13 protein-coding genes are annotated in these 16,899 nt (G+C 70.2%); 8 read left to right on the forward strand and 5 right to left on the reverse strand.

The genetic code is table 11. From position 1 onward, the window contains the following. Positions 1–21: 21 nt before the first annotated feature. Both HEP74_RS18115 and HEP74_RS18120 read right to left on the reverse strand, forming a co-directional pair. Positions 22–2,421, reverse strand: coding sequence for a heavy metal translocating P-type ATPase (locus tag HEP74_RS18115; RefSeq protein WP_185816695.1), 2,400 nt, complete (start codon positions 2,419–2,421; stop codon positions 22–24). Between the two features lie 47 nt (positions 2,422–2,468). Then, positions 2,469–2,912 carry a heavy metal-responsive transcriptional regulator gene (locus HEP74_RS18120; protein WP_185814043.1) on the reverse strand — a complete coding sequence of 148 codons (444 nt, stop codon included), beginning with the start codon at positions 2,910–2,912 and terminating at the stop codon, positions 2,469–2,471. 246 nt (positions 2,913–3,158) lie between these two features. Between HEP74_RS18120 and HEP74_RS18125 the strand changes: the two genes are divergently transcribed. The 3 genes from HEP74_RS18125 to HEP74_RS18135 all read left to right on the forward strand — a co-directional run bounded on the left by HEP74_RS18125 (position 3,159) and on the right by HEP74_RS18135 (position 6,869). Further along, positions 3,159–3,590 carry a CopL family metal-binding regulatory protein gene (locus HEP74_RS18125; protein ID WP_185814044.1) on the forward strand — a complete coding sequence of 144 codons (432 nt, stop codon included), beginning with the start codon at positions 3,159–3,161 and terminating at the stop codon, positions 3,588–3,590. A 115-nt stretch (positions 3,591–3,705) separates the two neighbouring features. Further along, positions 3,706–5,541 carry a copper resistance system multicopper oxidase gene (locus tag HEP74_RS18130; protein ID WP_185814045.1) on the forward strand — a complete coding sequence of 612 codons (1,836 nt, stop codon included), beginning with the start codon at positions 3,706–3,708 and terminating at the stop codon, positions 5,539–5,541. Positions 5,542–5,918: 377 nt separating this feature from the next. Beyond that, positions 5,919–6,869 (forward strand): copper resistance protein B, encoded by a 951-nt coding sequence (locus HEP74_RS18135; RefSeq protein ID WP_255427988.1) that lies wholly within the window; start codon positions 5,919–5,921, stop codon positions 6,867–6,869. 196 nt (positions 6,870–7,065) lie between these two features. On the opposite strand, the gene HEP74_RS18140 is transcribed toward HEP74_RS18135, so the two are convergent. Further along, a complete protein-coding gene (locus tag HEP74_RS18140; RefSeq protein ID WP_046978691.1) occupies positions 7,066–7,539 on the reverse strand; it encodes a hypothetical protein in 474 nt (157 codons plus the stop codon). Positions 7,540–7,860: 321 nt separating this feature from the next. Continuing rightward, on the reverse strand, positions 7,861–8,643 hold the full coding sequence (locus tag HEP74_RS18145) for a TetR/AcrR family transcriptional regulator (protein ID WP_255427784.1): 783 nt from the start codon (positions 8,641–8,643) through the stop codon (positions 7,861–7,863). Positions 8,644–8,689: 46 nt separating this feature from the next. Here HEP74_RS18145 and HEP74_RS18150 point away from each other — a divergent pair, with 46 nt between their 5' ends. Then, the gene (locus HEP74_RS18150) at positions 8,690–9,820 is read left to right on the forward strand and encodes an FAD-dependent oxidoreductase (RefSeq protein ID WP_185814046.1); all 1,131 of its coding nucleotides are present in this window, start codon (positions 8,690–8,692) and stop codon (positions 9,818–9,820) included. A gap of 169 nt (positions 9,821–9,989) precedes the next feature. On the opposite strand, the gene glmS is transcribed toward HEP74_RS18150, so the two are convergent. After that, the gene (gene glmS, locus HEP74_RS18155; protein WP_185814047.1) at positions 9,990–11,819 is read right to left on the reverse strand and encodes a glutamine--fructose-6-phosphate transaminase (isomerizing); all 1,830 of its coding nucleotides are present in this window, start codon (positions 11,817–11,819) and stop codon (positions 9,990–9,992) included. Positions 11,820–12,198: 379 nt separating this feature from the next. Between glmS and HEP74_RS18160 the strand changes: the two genes are divergently transcribed. The 4 genes from HEP74_RS18160 to HEP74_RS18175 all read left to right on the forward strand — a co-directional run bounded on the left by HEP74_RS18160 (position 12,199) and on the right by HEP74_RS18175 (position 16,895). Next, a complete protein-coding gene (locus HEP74_RS18160) occupies positions 12,199–13,470 on the forward strand; it encodes an efflux RND transporter periplasmic adaptor subunit (protein ID WP_185814048.1) in 1,272 nt (423 codons plus the stop codon). Positions 13,471–13,596: 126 nt separating this feature from the next. Further along, the gene (locus HEP74_RS18165; protein WP_185814049.1) at positions 13,597–14,313 is read left to right on the forward strand and encodes an ABC transporter ATP-binding protein; all 717 of its coding nucleotides are present in this window, start codon (positions 13,597–13,599) and stop codon (positions 14,311–14,313) included. Between the two features lie 28 nt (positions 14,314–14,341). Continuing rightward, a complete protein-coding gene (locus HEP74_RS18170; RefSeq protein ID WP_185814050.1) occupies positions 14,342–15,664 on the forward strand; it encodes an ABC transporter permease in 1,323 nt (440 codons plus the stop codon). Positions 15,665–15,680: 16 nt separating this feature from the next. After that, positions 15,681–16,895, forward strand: coding sequence for an ABC transporter permease (locus tag HEP74_RS18175; RefSeq protein ID WP_185816698.1), 1,215 nt, complete (start codon positions 15,681–15,683; stop codon positions 16,893–16,895). The last annotated feature ends 4 nt before the right edge of the window (positions 16,896–16,899 follow it).

Consider the following 16,899-nt stretch of genomic DNA (forward strand, 5'->3'; position numbering starts at 1 on the left):
CGCGTTGCCGCGGCACCGCGCTCAGCGCGGCCGCCAGCGGTTCAGCAGCAGGGAATTGGCCAGCACCGAGACCGAACTCAGCGCCATCGCCGCGCCGGCGAGCACCGGGTTGAGCAGGCCGAACGCGGCCAGCGGGATGCCGAGCACGTTGTAGACGAAGGCGAAGAACAGGTTCTGGCGGATCTTGCGCAGGGTCGCCGCGGACAGGTCGATGGCGGTGGCCACGCCGTCCAGGTCGCCATGCACCAGCACCACGTCGGCCGCCTCCACGGCGATGTCCGAGCCGGCGCCGATGGCGAAGCTGACGTCGGCCGCGGCCAGCGCCGGCGCGTCGTTGATGCCGTCGCCGACCATGCCGACGTGGGCGCCCGGTTCGGCCTGCAGGCGCCGCACTTCCTCGGCCTTGTGCTGCGGCAACACCTCGGCCAGCACCCGCGCGATGCCGACCTGCGCGGCCACGGCCTGCGCGACATGCCGGTTGTCGCCGCTGAGCATGATCACCTCGATGCCGCGCGCCTTGAGCCGCGCCACCGCATCCAGGGCACCGTCGCGCAGCGGATCGGCGATGGCGATGTAGCCGGCGAGGCGGTCGTCCAGCGCGACCGCGACCACGCTCTGGCCCTGCGCCTGCGCCGCCTCGGCGCGCTGCAGCAGCGCCGCGTCCGGCGCCTGCATGGCCAGCTCGCGCAGCCACGCCAGCGACCCCAGCGCCACCTCGCGGGTATCGACGCGGCCGCGCACGCCCTTGCCGGGCACCGTCTCCACCGCCGCCACCGGCAGCGGCAGCGTCCCGCGCACGCCCTCGTCGGCGGCCCGCCGCACGATCGCATCGGCCAGCGGATGCGCCGAACCGACCTCCAGCGCCGCGGCCAGGCGCAGCAGCGCCGTCGCATCGCCGCCTTCCGCCACGCCGATCGCGGTCACCTGCGGACGGCCTTCGGTCAGGGTGCCGGTCTTGTCCAGCACCAGCGTGGTCAGCGCACGCGCGCGCTCCAAGACCTCGGCGTTGCGGATCAGGATGCCGGACCGGGCGCCCACGCCGGTGCCGACCATGATCGCGGTCGGCGTGGCCAGGCCCAGCGCGCACGGACAGGCGATCACCAGCACCGCCACCGCGTGCACCAGCGCGGTGGCGAAGCTGCCGCTGAACCACCAGGTCGCGGCCAGGGTGAGCACGGCGATGGCGATCACCGCCGGCACGAACACCGCGGCGATGCGATCGACCAGGTGCTGGATCGGCGCCTTGGAGCCCTGCGCCGCATCGACCATGCGGATGATCTGCGCCAGCAAAGTATCGGTGCCGACGCCGGTGGCGCGCGCGCGCAACATGCCGAACTGGTTCACGGTGGCGGCGAACAGGCGGCTGCCCGGCTCCTTGGCCACTGGCATCGCCTCGCCCGACAGCATCGCCTCGTCCACGCTGGAACGGCCGTCGAGCACCTCCCCGTCCACCGGCACGCGCTCGCCGGCGGCGACCACGAACACATCGCCGACGATCAGTTCGGCGGCATCGATCTCCACGATCGCGCCGTCGCGCTCCACCCTGGCGGTCTTGGGCTTGAGGTCGAGCAGCGCGCGGATCGCCGAGGAGGTCCTGCGCCTGGCGCGCGCCTCCAGCAAGCGCCCGAGCAGGATCAGGGTGATGATCGAGGCGCTGGCCTCGAAATACACATGCTGCCCAGCCAGGCCGAACACGGTGATCGCGGCGCTGTACAGGTAGGCCATGCTGGTGCCGAGCGCGACCAGCACGTCCATGTTGGCGCGGCCGTTGCGCAAGGCCCCGAACCCGGCGCGGTAGAAGCGCGCGCCGAGCCAGAACTGCACCGGCGTGGCCAGCAGCAGCTGCAGCCAGCGCGGCAACGGCTCGGCGTGCTGGCCGCCGAGCGCATGCTCGATGGCGGAGATGTCCAGCATGCCGAACATCTGCACGAACAACGGCAGGGTCAGCAGCGCCGCCGCGGCGAACCGGCCCAGCTCGTGGTGCCAGGCGCGGCGCTCGGCCTGTTCGCGCGCTTGCAGCTGGACCTGGTCCAGCTCGCGCACGACGCTGGCGCCGAAGCCGGCGCTGCCGATCCGCGCGACGATGTCGGCCGGCGCGACCAGTTCCGCCACGTACTCCACACGCGCCCTGGCCGAGGCCAGGTTGACGCTTCCGGCAATCACCCCGGGTGTCTTCGCCAGCACTGTTTCGATCGAGGCCGCGCAGGAAGCGCAGCTCATGCCTGTGAGGTCCAGCGTCAGCATCTGCGTCGGCACCGTGTAACCGGCCTGGCCGATGCGCTGCAGCAGCGTCTGCGCATCCACCTGCTGCGGGTCGTAGTCCAGGCGCACGCGCGCGGCGGCGTAATTGGCCTGGGCGTCGACCCCGGGCAACTGCTTGAGCGCCTGCTCCAGGCCGACCGCGCAGGACGCGCAGCTCATGCCCTGCACCGGCAGGCTCACCGTGGCGGTGTTCGCGGCCGGCGCGTTCACGGCTGCGGCTTGCCAGGCGCGGCGTCGCCGCGGATGTCGCCGAGGATCGGGCAGCCGGCGGGTTCGCCGCTGCCCGGGCATTCGGCGACCAGTACGGCCAGCGCATCGCGCATCTCGGTCAGCTGCGCGATGCGCCGATCCAGTTCGTGCAGGCGCTTGCTGGCCCGCTGCTTGATGCCTTCCACGCCATGCAGGCGGTCGTCCTGCAGCGCGAGCAGGTCGCCGATCTCCTCCAGCGAGAAGCCCAGGTCCTTGGCGCGGCGGATGAAACGCACCCGCTCCACCGCGGCCGCATCGTAGTCGCGGTAGCCGGACGCGCGCCGCGGCGGCACCGGCAGCAGGCCCTGGCGCTCGTAGTAGCGGACCGTGTCGATGGCGACGTCGGCCTGGCGCGCGAGCGCGCCGATGGTGAAGCGGGACGGAGGGGCGACCGGATTCATGCGTGCAAGCTACTCCCTGGACGCCGGTCCAGGGTCAAGCCATTGTCGCCGTTGCGCGCGAATTGTTCATTGGCGGCTCACGTTGACTCGAAACCCTTGCCCCGCAGGCCATCGCCGGGCGTGGACGCGCGCCCTGGACCCGGCTCCAGGGTGCGTCGATGGCGAGCCGCCGCCTCGTCCCGGCGCTTGCCCGCTGCCATCGCTGCAGTATTCTCCACGTATCCCTTTGCGTGCCGTGCGTGTTCCGTGCCGATCTTCGCCTTGCTGACCCGCCTGCTGCTGTGCCTGAGCCTGCTGCTCAATGGCGCCGGCACGGCTGTGGCGATGCCGGGCATGGCAGAGGCGCCGCAGCGCACCGACGCTGGCGTCTCCCAACACCACGCCGCCGAGCACGCGCATGCCACGCGCGTCGCCGCCGCGGCGATGCCGTGTCACCACCACGAGGCCGCACCGCCCGCCGCGGAGCATGGCGATGGCCATTGCCCCAAACAGGCCGGCAAGCACGGCTGCTGCGGCACCGCGGCCGGTTGCCAGTGCCCGCATGCGCAGCCGCTGCCGGCGCTGATCGCGCTGCCGCTGGCGCTGCCGGTCGCCGCGCAACCGCTGTTCCCAAGCGGCCGCCAGGATGGCCGCGGCGCGCCCGGCCTGCCGCGGCTGGAGCGACCTCCCAGCGCCTGATCGCGACGCCGCCGCCCGCTCGGGCTGCGCCACGGCGACCGCGCATCCGCGCGCCGTCGCTTCTGTGCACGCACCGCCCACGCGGTCGCGCATCGCATCGCATCGAGGTTCGCTCATGAAACCACCTTCCTCCGGCCCTGCCCTGCCGTCGCGGCGCCGTTTCGTCACCGGACTGGCGCTTGGCGCCGCCGCCGGCATCGGCGGCCTGTCGCTGCGGCAAGCCCAGGCCGCGGCGCTGGCGCGCAATGGCGCCGTGCCTTATCAGTTGCACGGCACCGATTTCGACCTCAGCATCGGCAGCGCGCGGGTCAACTTCACCGGGCGCGAGCGTCCGGCCATCACCGTCAACGGCAGCGTGCCCGCACCGATCCTGCGCTGGCGCGAAGGCGACACCGTCGAGGTGCGCGTCGCCAATCGCCTGCCGGGGCACGCGCAAACCTCCGTGCACTGGCACGGCATCCTGCTGCCGGCGAACATGGACGGCGTGCCGGGCATGAGCTTCGACGGCATCTACCCGGGCGAGACCTACCGCTACCGCTTCGCCCTGCGCCAGTCCGGCACCTACTGGTACCACAGCCACTCGCTATACCAGGAACAGGCGGGCCTATACGGCGCGATCGTGATCGACCCGCTGCAGCCGCCGCCCTATCACTACGACCGCGAACACGTGCTGCTGCTGTCGGACTGGACCGACCTGGACCCGGCGGCGCTGTTCCGGCGGCTGAAGAAGATGCCGTCCTACGACAACACCTACCAGCGCACCGTCGGCGACTTCCTGCGCGACGCGCGCGAAGACGGGGTGCGCGCCACCCTCGCCGACCGCGGCATGTGGGGACGCATGCGCATGACCCCCAGCGACCTGTCCGACGTCAACGCCAACACCTACACCTACCTGCTCAACGGCGTCGCCCCCGGCGGCAACTGGACCGGCGAATTCCGCCCCGGCGAGAAGTTGCTGCTGCGCCTGATCAACGCCTCCAGCATGACCTATTTCGACCTGCGCATTCCTGGGCTGAAGATGACCGTGGTCGCCGCCGACGGCCAGTACGTGCACCCGGTGAGCGTGGACGAATTGCGCATCGCCGCGGCCGAGACCTACGACGTGCTGGTGGAACCCAACGGCCAGGACGCCTACACCGTGTTCGCCCAGGACATGGGCCGCACCGGCTACGCGCGCGGCACCCTGGCCGTGCGCCAGGGGCTGCAGGCGCCGGTGCCGGCGAACGACCCGCGCCCGCTGCTGCGCATGCAGGACATGGGCCACGCCATGGGCGGGCACGCCGGCATGGACCACAGCGGCGCGGCCACGATGAAAGGCATGGAAGGTGGCTGCGGCGCCAGCATGGGTATGGCCGGCATGGACCATGCTGCGATGGGCCCCGGCACGATGGACCACGGCACGCATGCGGCTGGCGACGCCGGCGCTGCGCCCACGCATCCGCGCAGCGAACGCGGCAATCCGCTGGTGGACATGCAGTCCTCCGCCACCGCGCCGAAGCTGGACGATCCGGGCATCGGCCTGCGCGACAACGGCCGCCGGGTACTGAGCTACGCCGACCTGCACAGCCTGTTCGACGACCCCGACGGTCGCGAACCCGGGCGCGAGATCGAACTGCACCTCACCGGCAACATGGAGAAGTTCGCCTGGTCCTTCGACGGCATCCCGTTCGCCAGCGCCGAGCCACTGCGGCTCAACTACGGCGAACGCCTGCGCATCGTGCTGGTCAACGACACGATGATGCAGCACCCGATCCACCTGCACGGCATGTGGAGCGACGTGGAGAACGCCGCCGGCCAGTTCCAGGTGCGCAAGCACACTGTGGACATGCCGCCGGGCACGCGCCGCAGCTACCGCGTGCGCGCCGACGCGCTGGGCCGCTGGGCCTACCACTGCCACCTGCTGTACCACATGGACGGCGGCATGATGCGCGAAGTGCGGGTGGACGCATGAACGCCACGCCGCTCGCCATACTGGCGCAGGCCATCGGCCTGGCGCTGCTGTTCGCGCACGGTGCTGCAGGTGCGCAGCATGTGCATGCGCTTCAAACTGCCGATGCCGATGCCGATAGCGCAGCAGCTGCATCTACATCTACATCCGCACCTGCGGCATGCGTGTGTCCGCCGCCCGACGATGGGGCGCATGCGCACACCTCGCCATCGCCGCCCACCACCGCCGACGGCGATGACGCAGCGATGGTACATGCCGGCATGGATCACGCGGCGATGGGTCACGCCGCACACGTCGCCAATGTTCCGGCAGCGCCGACGACGAGCGACGGCGGCATGCAGCACATGGACATGGACCACGAGGCGCATGCCGACCATGCCATGCCCGGCCATGAAGACATGCAGCACATGGACATGCACGCGGCCACGATGGAGCACGGCACGCCAACCGCAGCGCAGGCAGATAACGCGATGCAGGACCATGCCGGAACGCAGCCGGGGATTGTGGAGCCGGGACCACAGGCCGAGGACCAGGGGCCTGGGAAAACAGAAGCGCGCCATGCTCACTCCAGCGCAGCGGCGACGTGCACCTGCGCCAGTGCGTCGATTCCCACGCTGCCGCGCGAGCCGATCCCAGCGCTCACCGACGCCGACCGCGCCGCCGCATTCCCGGGCCTGCGGACGCACGCAATGCTGCATGCGCCGTCGCGCACCGGCTACCTGCTGTTCGACCGGCTGGAAGGCTGGGACAACGACCACGGCAACGGCCAGGCCTGGGAAGCCAGTGCTTGGTACGGCGGCGACATCGATCGGCTGTGGCTGCGCAGCGAAGGCGAGCGCAGCGGCGGCCGCACCGAAGCGGCGGACCTGGAAGCGCTGTACGGCCACGCGGTTTCGCCGTGGTGGGACCTGCTGGTCGGCGTGAAACAGGACGTCGCCCCGGGCGATGCGCGCACCTCGGCCGCCTTCGGCGTGCAGGGCATGGCGCCGTACAAGTTCGAGGTCGCGGCCACGCTGTATATCGGCGAAGGCGGCAGCGCCAGCGCACACCTGGAAAGCGAGTACGACGTGCTGCTGACCAACCGCTGGATCCTGCAGCCGCGACTGGAAGCGCAGGCGGCATTCGCCGACGATCGCGCGCACGGCATCGGCAGCGGCCTGTCCACGGTCGAGGCCGGGCTGCGTTTGCGTTACGAGATCAGCCGCCGTTTCGCGCCGTACCTCGGCGTGGTCCACGAGCGCGCGTTCGGTGCGACCGCGGACTATCGGCGCGACGCGGGAGAAGCTGTGCGCGAAACGCGTGTCGTCGCCGGCGTACGCGTCTGGTTTTGAGCGGCCGCGGGAGGATTCTTCCCGTCCGTTTGAACGGCAATTAGTTTTTGTAGGAGCGGCTTCAGCCGCGACAGGTACCGATAGATCCTGTCGCGGCTGAAGCCGCTCCTACACCGCTTCGCCAGCCGTATTGGCTCGGCGCGCATCGCGCCACCACGGTGTCTCGCAACCGCTCACTCACACCAATCCCGGCCGCTCAAGCACGCAGCGAACCATCCTCACCGATCCGCCAGTCGCGCGGCGGACGCAGCGCGCCCAGCGTGCGCACCAGTTCCTGGTAGCTGCGCGCCAGCTGCCCAAACAGGCCGGCATCGCTGGCGCGGGTTTCGGCCACTTCGTAGTAGGCACCGCGGCCCAGATCGATGAAGTAGTCCACGCTGACCCGGCGCCGCGCGGCCACGCCGGGAAACAGGCCGGCGATCAGCAGACAGCCGTCGCCGACCTCGCGCAGCGCATCGGCGCGGGCGCGCCCGACCTGTTCCTGCGCATGCAGCCAGGCCAGCGCCTGGGTGCGCGACAGCAGGTGTCCATCGGCCTGGTAGCGCAGCAACACGAACACCAGATAGCTCTCGCGTGACTCGTCCAGCGGCCGGCCCAGCCGCTGCCCTGCCTCGTGCACCAGCGCCTGCCACAGTTCGGCCGGCGCCCCCTGTCTGAAAGACTCGTACATGCGTCCTCCTGCGTGGTGGGAACCCTCGCCAGGAGCTTATGCATAAGCTGGGCCACTGCGTTGGCAGCCGACCGCGGCGGCTGCCAATCCGGCGTGCGTGCACGGCGAACGCCGCGGAGGCCCGACGGATACGCGGATGCCGTGTGACGCCGCTATTACCGGACATCCACACATGACTCGGTGCGGCATGCACCGACGACCAGCGGCGGTCCGGCAACCGAAGAGACGCGCGACCGCAATGACGTCACACAGCGCCAGCATGTTGACCAGACCGGTCCGCTACACGCGCCGTGCCGACGCCGCGACGCGACGAAAATCCCGCTACTTCTTCTTGGGAGCGATCTTGCGGCCCGGCACGGCGGCCGGCTGCGCCTGCGCGCGCCGTGCCGCCAGGCCATGCAGGATCAAGTCGATGCCAGCCAGGAAATCCACCCGGTCGTCATGCGTGCGCAGGTGTACGGCCATGCCGCGCACGAACGGGTACGTGTCCGCATCCAGCCGCGACCACGCCGTCGCCACCGCATCCAGGAAATCGGACCTGACGATGCCGCGCGTGCGCGCGAGCTGCGTGTTGGCCGCGTTCTGCCCGGCAACGCCGAGGATGTAGCTCAACAACGCGGAGACCGCGGCCCACTGCTCGTGGTCCGGCACGCCGAGCGCATGCACCTGCTGGCCGATGCGCTCGACGACGCGCACGATCGGCAATTCGCCGGGCGCGCGGGTGAGCGCCGACCCCATCCACGGATGCGCATCGATCGCATCGAACATGCCCAGCGCCAGCGCGCGCAGCGCCGCCTCCGGCGTGGCATCGGCGCAGGGCGCATGCAAGGTGCGCGCGACGATGGCGTCGCAGGCGGCGGTCAGCAGATCGCGCTTGTCGGCGACATGCCAATAGAGCGCACCGGGCCCGGTGGCGAGCCGTTCGGACAGCGCGCGGAAGGTCAGGCCGCCCTCGCCGCCGCTGTCCAGCAGCGCGATCGACGCGTCCACGATCTGTTCACGCGAGAGCGATGCCTCGCGTCGCGGGGTGCCGCGCGTTGTCTTGGCCATGCCCCATCTTGACACGGATGGAACGCCATTCCAACATGTGGAACGACGTTCCATTCGTACTCGCGTCCGTCCCGGCGCATCCACTCGACCAAGGATTCAGATGCACACTCCCATCGCGATCATCGGCGCCGGGCTCGGCGGGCTCATGCTCGCCCGCGTGCTGCACGTGCACGGCATCGCCGCCACGATCTACGAAGCCGAGGCCTCGGCGGATGCCCGCCCGCAGGGAGGCCTGCTCGATATCCACACCTACAACGGCCAGCGCGCGCTCAAGGCCGCAGGCCTCTACGAGGCGTTCCTCGGCCTGGTCCTTCCCGGTGCGGACGCAAAGCGGGTCGTCGACAGCCAAGGCGCCATCCTGATCGACCGGCCCGACACGGGCAGCGGCGCCAGGCCCGAAGTGGATCGCGGAAACCTGCGCCGGCTCCTGCTCGACTCGCTTCCCGCGGGCACCATCCGCTGGGGGCGCAAGTTGGCCACGGCCGCCCCGCTCGGCGACGGGCGGCACCTACTGCGCTTCGCCGACGGCGCGACCGTGACCACCGATCTGCTGGTGGGCGCGGACGGCGCCTGGTCGCGCGTGCGTCCGTTGCTGTCGGCCGCAGTGCCCGCCTACGCCGGCACCTCGTTCATCGAGACCTGTCTGTTCGACGGCGACACCCGCCACCCCGCCAGCGCGCAGGTGATCGGCGGCGGCACGCTGATGGCGGTCGCGTCGGGCAAGGGCATCCTCGCCCACCGCCATGCCGATGGCACCCTGCAGACCTACGTGTCGCTGAACAGGCCGCAGGACTGGTTCGCCCGCCTCGACTTCGCCGATCCGGCGGCCGCACTGGCCCGCGTCGCCGCGGAATTCGATGGCTGGGCTCCGGCGTTGACGGCGCTCGTCACCGATGGCGACACCGACCCCGTGCTGCGCCCGATCCATGCCCTGCCGATCGAGCACCGCTGGGAGCGCACGCCCGGCGTGACCTTGCTCGGCGATGCGGCGCACCTGATGTCGCCGTTCGCCGGCGAAGGCGCCAATCTCGCGCTCCACGACGGCGCCGAACTCGGCCAGGCCATCGTCGCCAATCCCGGCGCGATCGAAGCCGCGCTCGTAGCCTACGAAAGCGAGCTGTTCCCGCGCAGCGCGGCCTTTGCCGAAGAGTCGGCGCAGAATCTGGCGATGTTCTTCGACGCCGATGCGCCGCAGGGCCTGGTCGACTTCTTCGACAGCGTTGCCGGGTAGCCGAATCGGTTACGCAGCGGCAGTCGTGCCGCCTCGCGCCGACGCGGCGGTGCCGACATCGGCCATCGGCTGCGCTTTCTCGAACCAGCGCTGCGCCAGCGATTTCCCTGCGCGGCGCATGCCGGCCTGCGAAGGCACGCAGTCCGGCCGCAGCGGCGCACGCCCGCCGCTATTCCACCGTCACCGACTTGGCCAGGTTGCGCGGCTTGTCCACGTCGGTGCCGCGCGCCAGCGCGGTGTGATACGCGAGCAACTGCACCGGGATGGTGTGCACCACCGGGCTGAGCAGGCCGGCGTTGCGCGGGGTGCGGATCACGTGCACGCCTTCGGATTCGCTGAAGTGGCTGTCCTGGTCGGCGAACACGAACAGCTCGCCGCCGCGCGCGCGCACTTCCTGCATGTTGGATTTCACCTTCTCCAGCAGCGCGTCATTGGGCGCGATCACCACCACCGGCATGTTCGCATCCACCAGCGCCAGCGGGCCGTGCTTGAGCTCGCCGGCCGGATAGCCCTCGGCATGGATGTAAGTGATTTCCTTGAGCTTGAGCGCGCCTTCCAGCGCGATCGGATAGTGCAGGCCGCGGCCCAGGAACAGCGCATTGTGCTTGTCGGCGAAACGCTCGGCCCAGACCGCGATCTGCGGTTCCAGGTTCAGCGCGTGCTGCACGCTGCCTGGCAGGTAGCGCAGCTGTTCCAGGTACTCGGCTTCCCGCGCGGCGCTCAGTCGCCCGCGCAGCTTGGCCAGCACGCAGGTCAGCTGGAACAGCGCCGCCAACTGCGTGGTGAAGGCCTTGGTCGAGGCCACGCCGATCTCGGCGCCGGCGCGGGTGTACAGCACCAGCGCGCTGGCGCGCGGGATCGCGCTCTCGGGCACGTTGCAGATCGACAAGGTCTTGGCGTGGCCCAGCGACTTGGCGTATTTCAGCGCCTCCATCGTGTCCAGGGTCTCGCCGGACTGGGAAATGGTGACGATCAGCTGGCGCGGGTTGGCGTAGGCGGCGCGGTAGCGGTATTCGCTGGCGATCTCCACGCTGCATGGCAGGCCGGCGATCGACTCGATCCAGTAGCGCGCGGTCAGCCCGGCGTAGTAGCTGGTGCCGCAGGCGAGGATCTGCACGCCGTCGATGTCGGCCAGCTGCTCGGCGTTGCGGCCGAACAGCGTGGTGTCGAAGCCGCCGGCGTCGAACAGCGCTTCCAGCGTGTCGGCCAGCGCGCGCGGCTGCTCGTGGATCTCCTTCTGCATGAAGTGGCGGTAAGGGCCCAGTTCCAGCGAGGCCAGCGACACTTCGGACATGTGCACTTCGCGTTGCGCCGGCCGGTCTTCGGCGTCGTATATCTGCACGCCACTGCGGCTCAGCTCGGCGGTGTCGCCCTCTTCCAGGAACATCACCCGGCGCGTGGCCTGGATCACCGCCGACACGTCGGAGGCGATGAAGTTCTCGCCCTCGCCCAGGCCGATCAGCAGCGGACAGCCCATGCGCGCGCATACCAGCACGTCCGGGCGCGACTTGCTGACCGCGGCCAGCGCATAGGCGCCGGTCAGTTCCTTGGCCGCGGCCTGCAGCGCCGCCAGCAGCGAAAGGCCCTGCGCGGCGTGATGATGGATCAGGTGCGCGATGACCTCGGTGTCGGTCTGCGACTCGAACACATAGCCCAGCGCGCGCAGCCGCTCGCGCTGCTGCTCGTGGTTCTCGATGATGCCGTTGTGCACCAGCGCCAGGTCGCCATGGCTGACGTGCGGATGCGCGTTGGCCTCGGTGACGCCGCCATGGGTGGCCCAACGGGTGTGGCCGATGCCCAGCGTGGCGTGCAGGTCCTCGGCCAACGCCGCGCTTTCCATCTCAGCCACGCGCCCGGTGCGGCGCACCCGGCGCACGCCGTCGCCGGCGACCACGGCGATGCCGGAGGAGTCGTAGCCGCGGTACTCCAGCCGCTTCAGGCCTTCGATCAGCACCGGCACCACGTCCCGTTCCGCAATCGCACCCACGATCCCGCACATAGCCGCACCCTGCACCGAAAGATCGCCATTCTAGCTTTGTCCGCTGAATGTCCTATAGGACCTGCCGGCGCGACTTGGATGCGCCATCGCACGCCCCGGCGGTACGGCTCGGGTTGCGGCGAACCAGCACGAAGCTTCCGTATGTGGCGCGACCGAGTTGGGACCGCCGGACCTGGCCCCGTACACGATCCAGACGCGGATCGCGGCAGCGCGGCCTGTCCCGGTCGTCCGGGCCGGCCGCGGACACGGTGTCCGCGAACGTGTCCGCGGACACGCGGACAGCCGTCCGCCCCAATCGAACCGTAGCAATTTCAGGCATTTGCGATTGGCACGCGACGTGCTTTGGATTCGTTCATTCTCCACTGCGCCGACCCGACCGATGATCCGCGACACTTCCGCCCAGGACCAGGTTCTCGCCCGCCCCCGCTCCGCCGCCGCCTGGCGCCGCTGGTTCTGGCCCGCACTGATCGCGCTGGCGGTGCTGCTCGGCATCGCCTTCGCCGCGCGCGGCTGGATCGCCGGCAGCCGCTCGTTCGACGCGCAACGCGTGCGCATCGCCACGGTCAGCCGCGGCGACCTGGTCCGCGACATCTCCGCCGACGGGCGCCTGATCGCCGCCAACAGCCCCACCCTGTACGCGATCTCCGGCGGCACCGTGAGCCTGAAGGTGGTCGCCGGCGACGTGGTCAAGCAGGGCCAGGAACTGGCCGAAATCGACAGCCCCGAACTGCGCAGCAAGCTCGCCCAGGAAGAAGCCACGCTGGCCGGCCAGGAAGCGGAAGCCGGCCGCGCCGACCTGGATGCGGTGCTGGCGCGCGCCAATGCCAGCAAGCTGGTCGACCAGGCGCAGATCGAGCGGCAGGCGGCCAGCCGCGACCTGGAGCGCTACCAGCGCGGCTACGACGGCGGCGCAGTGCCGCAGGTGGAACTGGCCAAGGCGCAGGACTCGTTGAAGAAAGCCGACATCGCGATGAGCCATGCGCAGAAGGACTCCGGCCTGCAGACCCAGGGGGCCAGCCTGGACGCGCGCAACAAGCGCCTGCTCGCCGAGCGCCAGCGCGCGGTGGTCACCGAGGTGAAGCGGCAGGTGGACCTGCTCACCCTGCGCTCGCCGTTCGACGGCCAGGTCGGCCAGGTGCAGGTATCTCAGCACACTAACGTCGCCGCCAATGCGCCGGTGCTGAGCGTGGTCGATCTGTCCAAGTTCGAACTGGAGATCAAGGTACCGGAAAGCTTCGCCCGCGACCTGGCGATCGGCATGCCGGCGCAGCTGACCAGCGGTGCCGGCGAACCGTTCGCCGGCGCGATCTCGGCGGTGTCGCCGGAAGTGGTCAACGGCGAGGTCAACGCGCGCATCCGCTTCACCGACAAGCAGCCGCCGGGCCTGCGCCAGAGCCAGCGCATGAGCGCGCGGGTGCTGCTGGATACCCGCAAGAACGTGCTCAAGCTCGAGCGCGGTCCGTTCGTCGAACAATCCGGCGGCCGCTACGCCTACGTGATGGACGGCAACTCGGCGATCCGCCGCCCGGTGGAGCTGGGCGTCACCAGCCTCGGCGAAGTCGAGGTGCGTTCGGGCCTGCAACCGGGCGACCGCGTCGTGGTCTCCGGCAGCGACCTGTTCGGCGAGGCGCCGCAGGTGACGGTGCATTGAAGGCTGGGATTGGGGATTCGGGATTGGGGATTTGTAGGCCCCTGCCGTTTTCCTTCCCAGCTTGCTGATTCCGAATCCCGATATCCCCAATCCCCGATCCCCGCTCCACCGCCAAAGGACTACGTCATGCTCGAAATGCGCTCCGTCTCCAAGGTCTTCCGTACCGAACAGGTCGAGACGCACGCGTTGCGTTCGCTGGATCTGCATGTGCGCGAAGGCGAATTCGTCGCCGTCACCGGGCCGTCCGGCTCCGGCAAGACCACCTTCCTCAACATCGCCGGCCTGCTGGAAACCTTCACCAGCGGCCAGTACCTGCTCGACGGCCAGGACGTCAGCAACCTCAACGACGACGCGCGCTCGCGCATGCGCAACCAGAAGATCGGTTTCATCTTCCAGGGCTTCAACCTGATCCCCGACCTCAACCTGTTCGACAACGTCGACGTGCCGCTGCGCTACCGCGGCATGGCCGCGGCCGAGCGCAAGCAGCGCATCGAGGACGCGCTGGGCCGGGTCGGGCTGGGTTCGCGGATGAAGCACTACCCGTCCGAGCTGTCCGGCGGCCAGCAACAGCGCGCGGCGATCGCGCGCGCGCTGGCCGGCAGCCCGCGCCTGCTGCTGGCCGACGAACCGACCGGCAACCTGGACTCGCAGATGGCGCGCGGGGTGATGGAACTGCTGGAAGAGATCAACGCGCAGGGCTCGACCATCGTCATGGTCACCCACGATCCGGAACTGGCCGCGCGCGCGCAGCGCAACGTGCACATCGTCGACGGCCAGGCCACCGACCTGCAGCGCGAACCGGTGCTGGGGCATACCGGCCACGGCGCCGCGGCCAACGGCTGACGGCGCGGCGACGGCAGGCGGAGACGGCATGTTCGGCTACTACCTTCAACTTGCGCTACGCAGCCTGCGCCGCAGTCCGGTGTTGAGCGCGTTGATGGTGCTGTCCATCGCCGTCGGCATCGGCGCGGCGATGACCACGCTGACGGTGATGCGGCTGCTGTCCGGCGATCCGTTGCCCGGGCGCAGCCAGCGGATCTTCTACCCGCAGCTCGATCCGCGTCCTGCCGGCAGCACTGGCCGGCAGCCGTTCGACAAGCTCGACTATCCCAGCGCGATGGACCTGTGGAAGAGCGGGCGCGCCGATCGCCAGGCAATCGTGGCCGAAAGCCAGATCAAGCTGCGCGCGCCCGAACGCGACGGCCCGGCGTTCATGGCGCAGATGCTGTCCACGCAAGCCGATTTCTTTCCGATGTTCCAGGTGCCGTTCGCCTACGGCAGCGGCTGGCGTGCGCGGGACGACCAGGACCACGCCCGGGTGGCGGTGATTTCGGCCGATCTCAACAACAAATTGTTCGAGGGCCGCAACAGCGTCGGACAAAGCCTGCTGGTACGCGGCAATGCGGTGCGCATCGTCGGCGTGCTGGCGCCCTGGCGGCCGTCGCCGCAGTTCTACACGCTGGCCGGCGGCAGCTTTTCCCACGGCGATACCGGCAGCTTCTATGGCAAGCCGCAGGACGTGTTCGCGCCGCTGTCCACCAGCCTGGAGATCAACGACGGCCACATCGAGCCGTGGACCTGCTTCGGCACGCCGGCGCAGCCGCTGGACCTGCGCATTGCACCCTGCGTGTGGGTGCAGTTGTGGGTGCAACTGGATACGCCAGCCAAGGTGGCCGCCTACCGCCGCCTGCTGGCCGATTACGCCGCCCAGCAGCAGGCGGCCGGACGCATCGGCCGCACCGACACGGCGCGCCTGCTGTCCTTGCCGCAGTGGCTGGACCACAACCGGGTCGTGCCTGGCGACGTGCGCCTGCAGAGCTGGCTGGCCGTGGCGTTTCTGGGCCTGTGCCTGTTCAACAGCGTCGGCCTGCTGCTGGCCAAGTTCCTGCGCCGCGGCGGCGAAATCGGCGTGCGCCGCGCGCTGGGCGCGTCCAGGCGCGCGATCTTCGCCCAGTGCCTGACCGAAGCCAGCGTCATCGGCTTGATCGGCGGCATCGGCGGATGGCTGCTGACCCTGCTGGGGCTGTGGAGCGTGCGCCAGCAGCCGGCCGCCTACGCCGATCTGGCGCGCCTGGACCTGGTGGCATTCGCCGGCACCTTCGTGCTGGCCGTCGGCTGCAGCGTGGCCGCCGGCCTGTTCCCGGCCTTGCGGGCAAGCCGGATCGCGCCGGCGCTGCAGCTCAAGACCCTGTGACCGGGACCCCTCCATGATGCAGATCGCCCCCATCCTGCGCGCCCTGTCGCGCCACCGCATCGCCGCCACGCTGATCGCGCTCGAAGTCGCGCTGGCCTGCGCCGTGCTGTGCAATGCGTTCTTCCTGATCGGCAACCGGCTGGATCTGATGCACCTGGACAGCGGCGTCGACGAAGCCGCGCTGGGGCTGGTGTCCTTGTCCGGCTGCGACGGCTGCAACCATGCCGATCTCAATGCGCGCGTGCTCGATGCCGTGCGTCGCATCCCCGGGGTGCGCGCGGCAGGCACCATCAACACCGTCCCGTTCGCTCCGGCTGCAGGCAACAACGGCATTTGCCTGGACCAGGCCTGCACCGAGGTCGGCGGCGTGCCGCATTTCTATACGGCCAGCCCCGGCGCCGTTGCCGCCCTGGGCCTCAAGCCGGACAGCGGCCGCGCGTTCGACGACGCCGACTACCAGCCGTTCGAGCACTTCGCTCCAGACACGGCCGACGTGTGGGTCACCCGTGCCCTGGCCGACCACCTGTGGCGTGGCCAGGATCCTCTGGGCCGCGAATTCTGGGCCGGCGGCCGCTACCGCGTGGTCGGCACCCTGCCGCACCTGGCCCGGCCCGATCCCGGCCGCAGCGAGGATGGCGCGATCGGCAGCGACTGGTCGGTGCTCATCCCGGTGCGCGAGGCGTCGCAATCCGGTGTCTACGTGCTGCGCGCCGATCCGCGCGAACTGCCGCGCGTGATCGAACAGGCGCGCACCGCGGTGGCGCGCGCGGCACCCGATGCGGTCCTGGACGGCGAGTACAGCAAGCCGTTGAACGAACTGCGCCAGCGCTACTTCCAGAGCGACCGGGCCATGGCGAAGCTGCTGCTGGCGGTCATCGCCGCGATGCTGCTGGTGACCGCGCTGGGCATCGTCGGCCTGGCCAGTTTCTGGGTGCAGCAACGCACCCGGCAGATCGGCATCCGCCGCGCGCTGGGCGCCACCCGCCGCGACATCCTGCAGCACTTCCACACCGAGAACCTGCTCATCGTCGGCGCCGGCGTAGTGCTGGGCATGCTGCTGGCCTATGCCGGCAACGTCCTGCTGATGCGCTTCTTCGAACTGGATCGGTTGCCGGCGACCTACCTGCCGGCCGGTGCCGCGCTGCTGTGCGCGCTCGGCCAGCTCGCCGTGCTCGGCCCCGCGCTGCGCGCCGCCGCCGTCCCACCCGCCACCGCCACCCGCAGCGCCTGACCCG

Origin of the sequence: Xanthomonas sp. SS, from assembly GCF_014236835.1 — a bacterium.
GTDB lineage: Bacteria > Pseudomonadota > Gammaproteobacteria > Xanthomonadales > Xanthomonadaceae > Xanthomonas_A.

Excerpts from the sequence above, each read along its gene's own strand:
- HEP74_RS18130 (WP_185814045.1), top strand. The coding sequence starts at position 3,706 with ATGAAACCACCTTCCTCCGGCCCTGCCCTGCCGTCGCGGCGCCGTTTC.
- HEP74_RS18175 (WP_185816698.1), top strand. The coding sequence starts at position 15,681 with ATGCAGATCGCCCCCATCCTGCGCGCCCTGTCGCGCCACCGCATCGCC.
- HEP74_RS18160 (WP_185814048.1), top strand. The coding sequence starts at position 12,199 with ATGATCCGCGACACTTCCGCCCAGGACCAGGTTCTCGCCCGCCCCCGC.
- HEP74_RS18150 (WP_185814046.1), top strand. The coding sequence starts at position 8,690 with ATGCACACTCCCATCGCGATCATCGGCGCCGGGCTCGGCGGGCTCATG.
- HEP74_RS18165 (WP_185814049.1), top strand. The coding sequence starts at position 13,597 with ATGCTCGAAATGCGCTCCGTCTCCAAGGTCTTCCGTACCGAACAGGTC.
- HEP74_RS18115 (WP_185816695.1), bottom strand. The coding sequence starts at position 2,421 with ATGAGCTGCGCGTCCTGCGCGGTCGGCCTGGAGCAGGCGCTCAAGCAG.
- HEP74_RS18170 (WP_185814050.1), top strand. The coding sequence starts at position 14,342 with ATGTTCGGCTACTACCTTCAACTTGCGCTACGCAGCCTGCGCCGCAGT.
- HEP74_RS18135 (WP_255427988.1), top strand. The coding sequence starts at position 5,919 with ATGCCCGGCCATGAAGACATGCAGCACATGGACATGCACGCGGCCACG.
- HEP74_RS18140 (WP_046978691.1), bottom strand. The coding sequence starts at position 7,539 with ATGTACGAGTCTTTCAGACAGGGGGCGCCGGCCGAACTGTGGCAGGCG.
- HEP74_RS18120 (WP_185814043.1), bottom strand. The coding sequence starts at position 2,912 with ATGAATCCGGTCGCCCCTCCGTCCCGCTTCACCATCGGCGCGCTCGCG.
- glmS (WP_185814047.1), bottom strand. The coding sequence starts at position 11,819 with ATGTGCGGGATCGTGGGTGCGATTGCGGAACGGGACGTGGTGCCGGTG.
- HEP74_RS18145 (WP_255427784.1), bottom strand. The coding sequence starts at position 8,643 with ATGGAACGTCGTTCCACATGTTGGAATGGCGTTCCATCCGTGTCAAGA.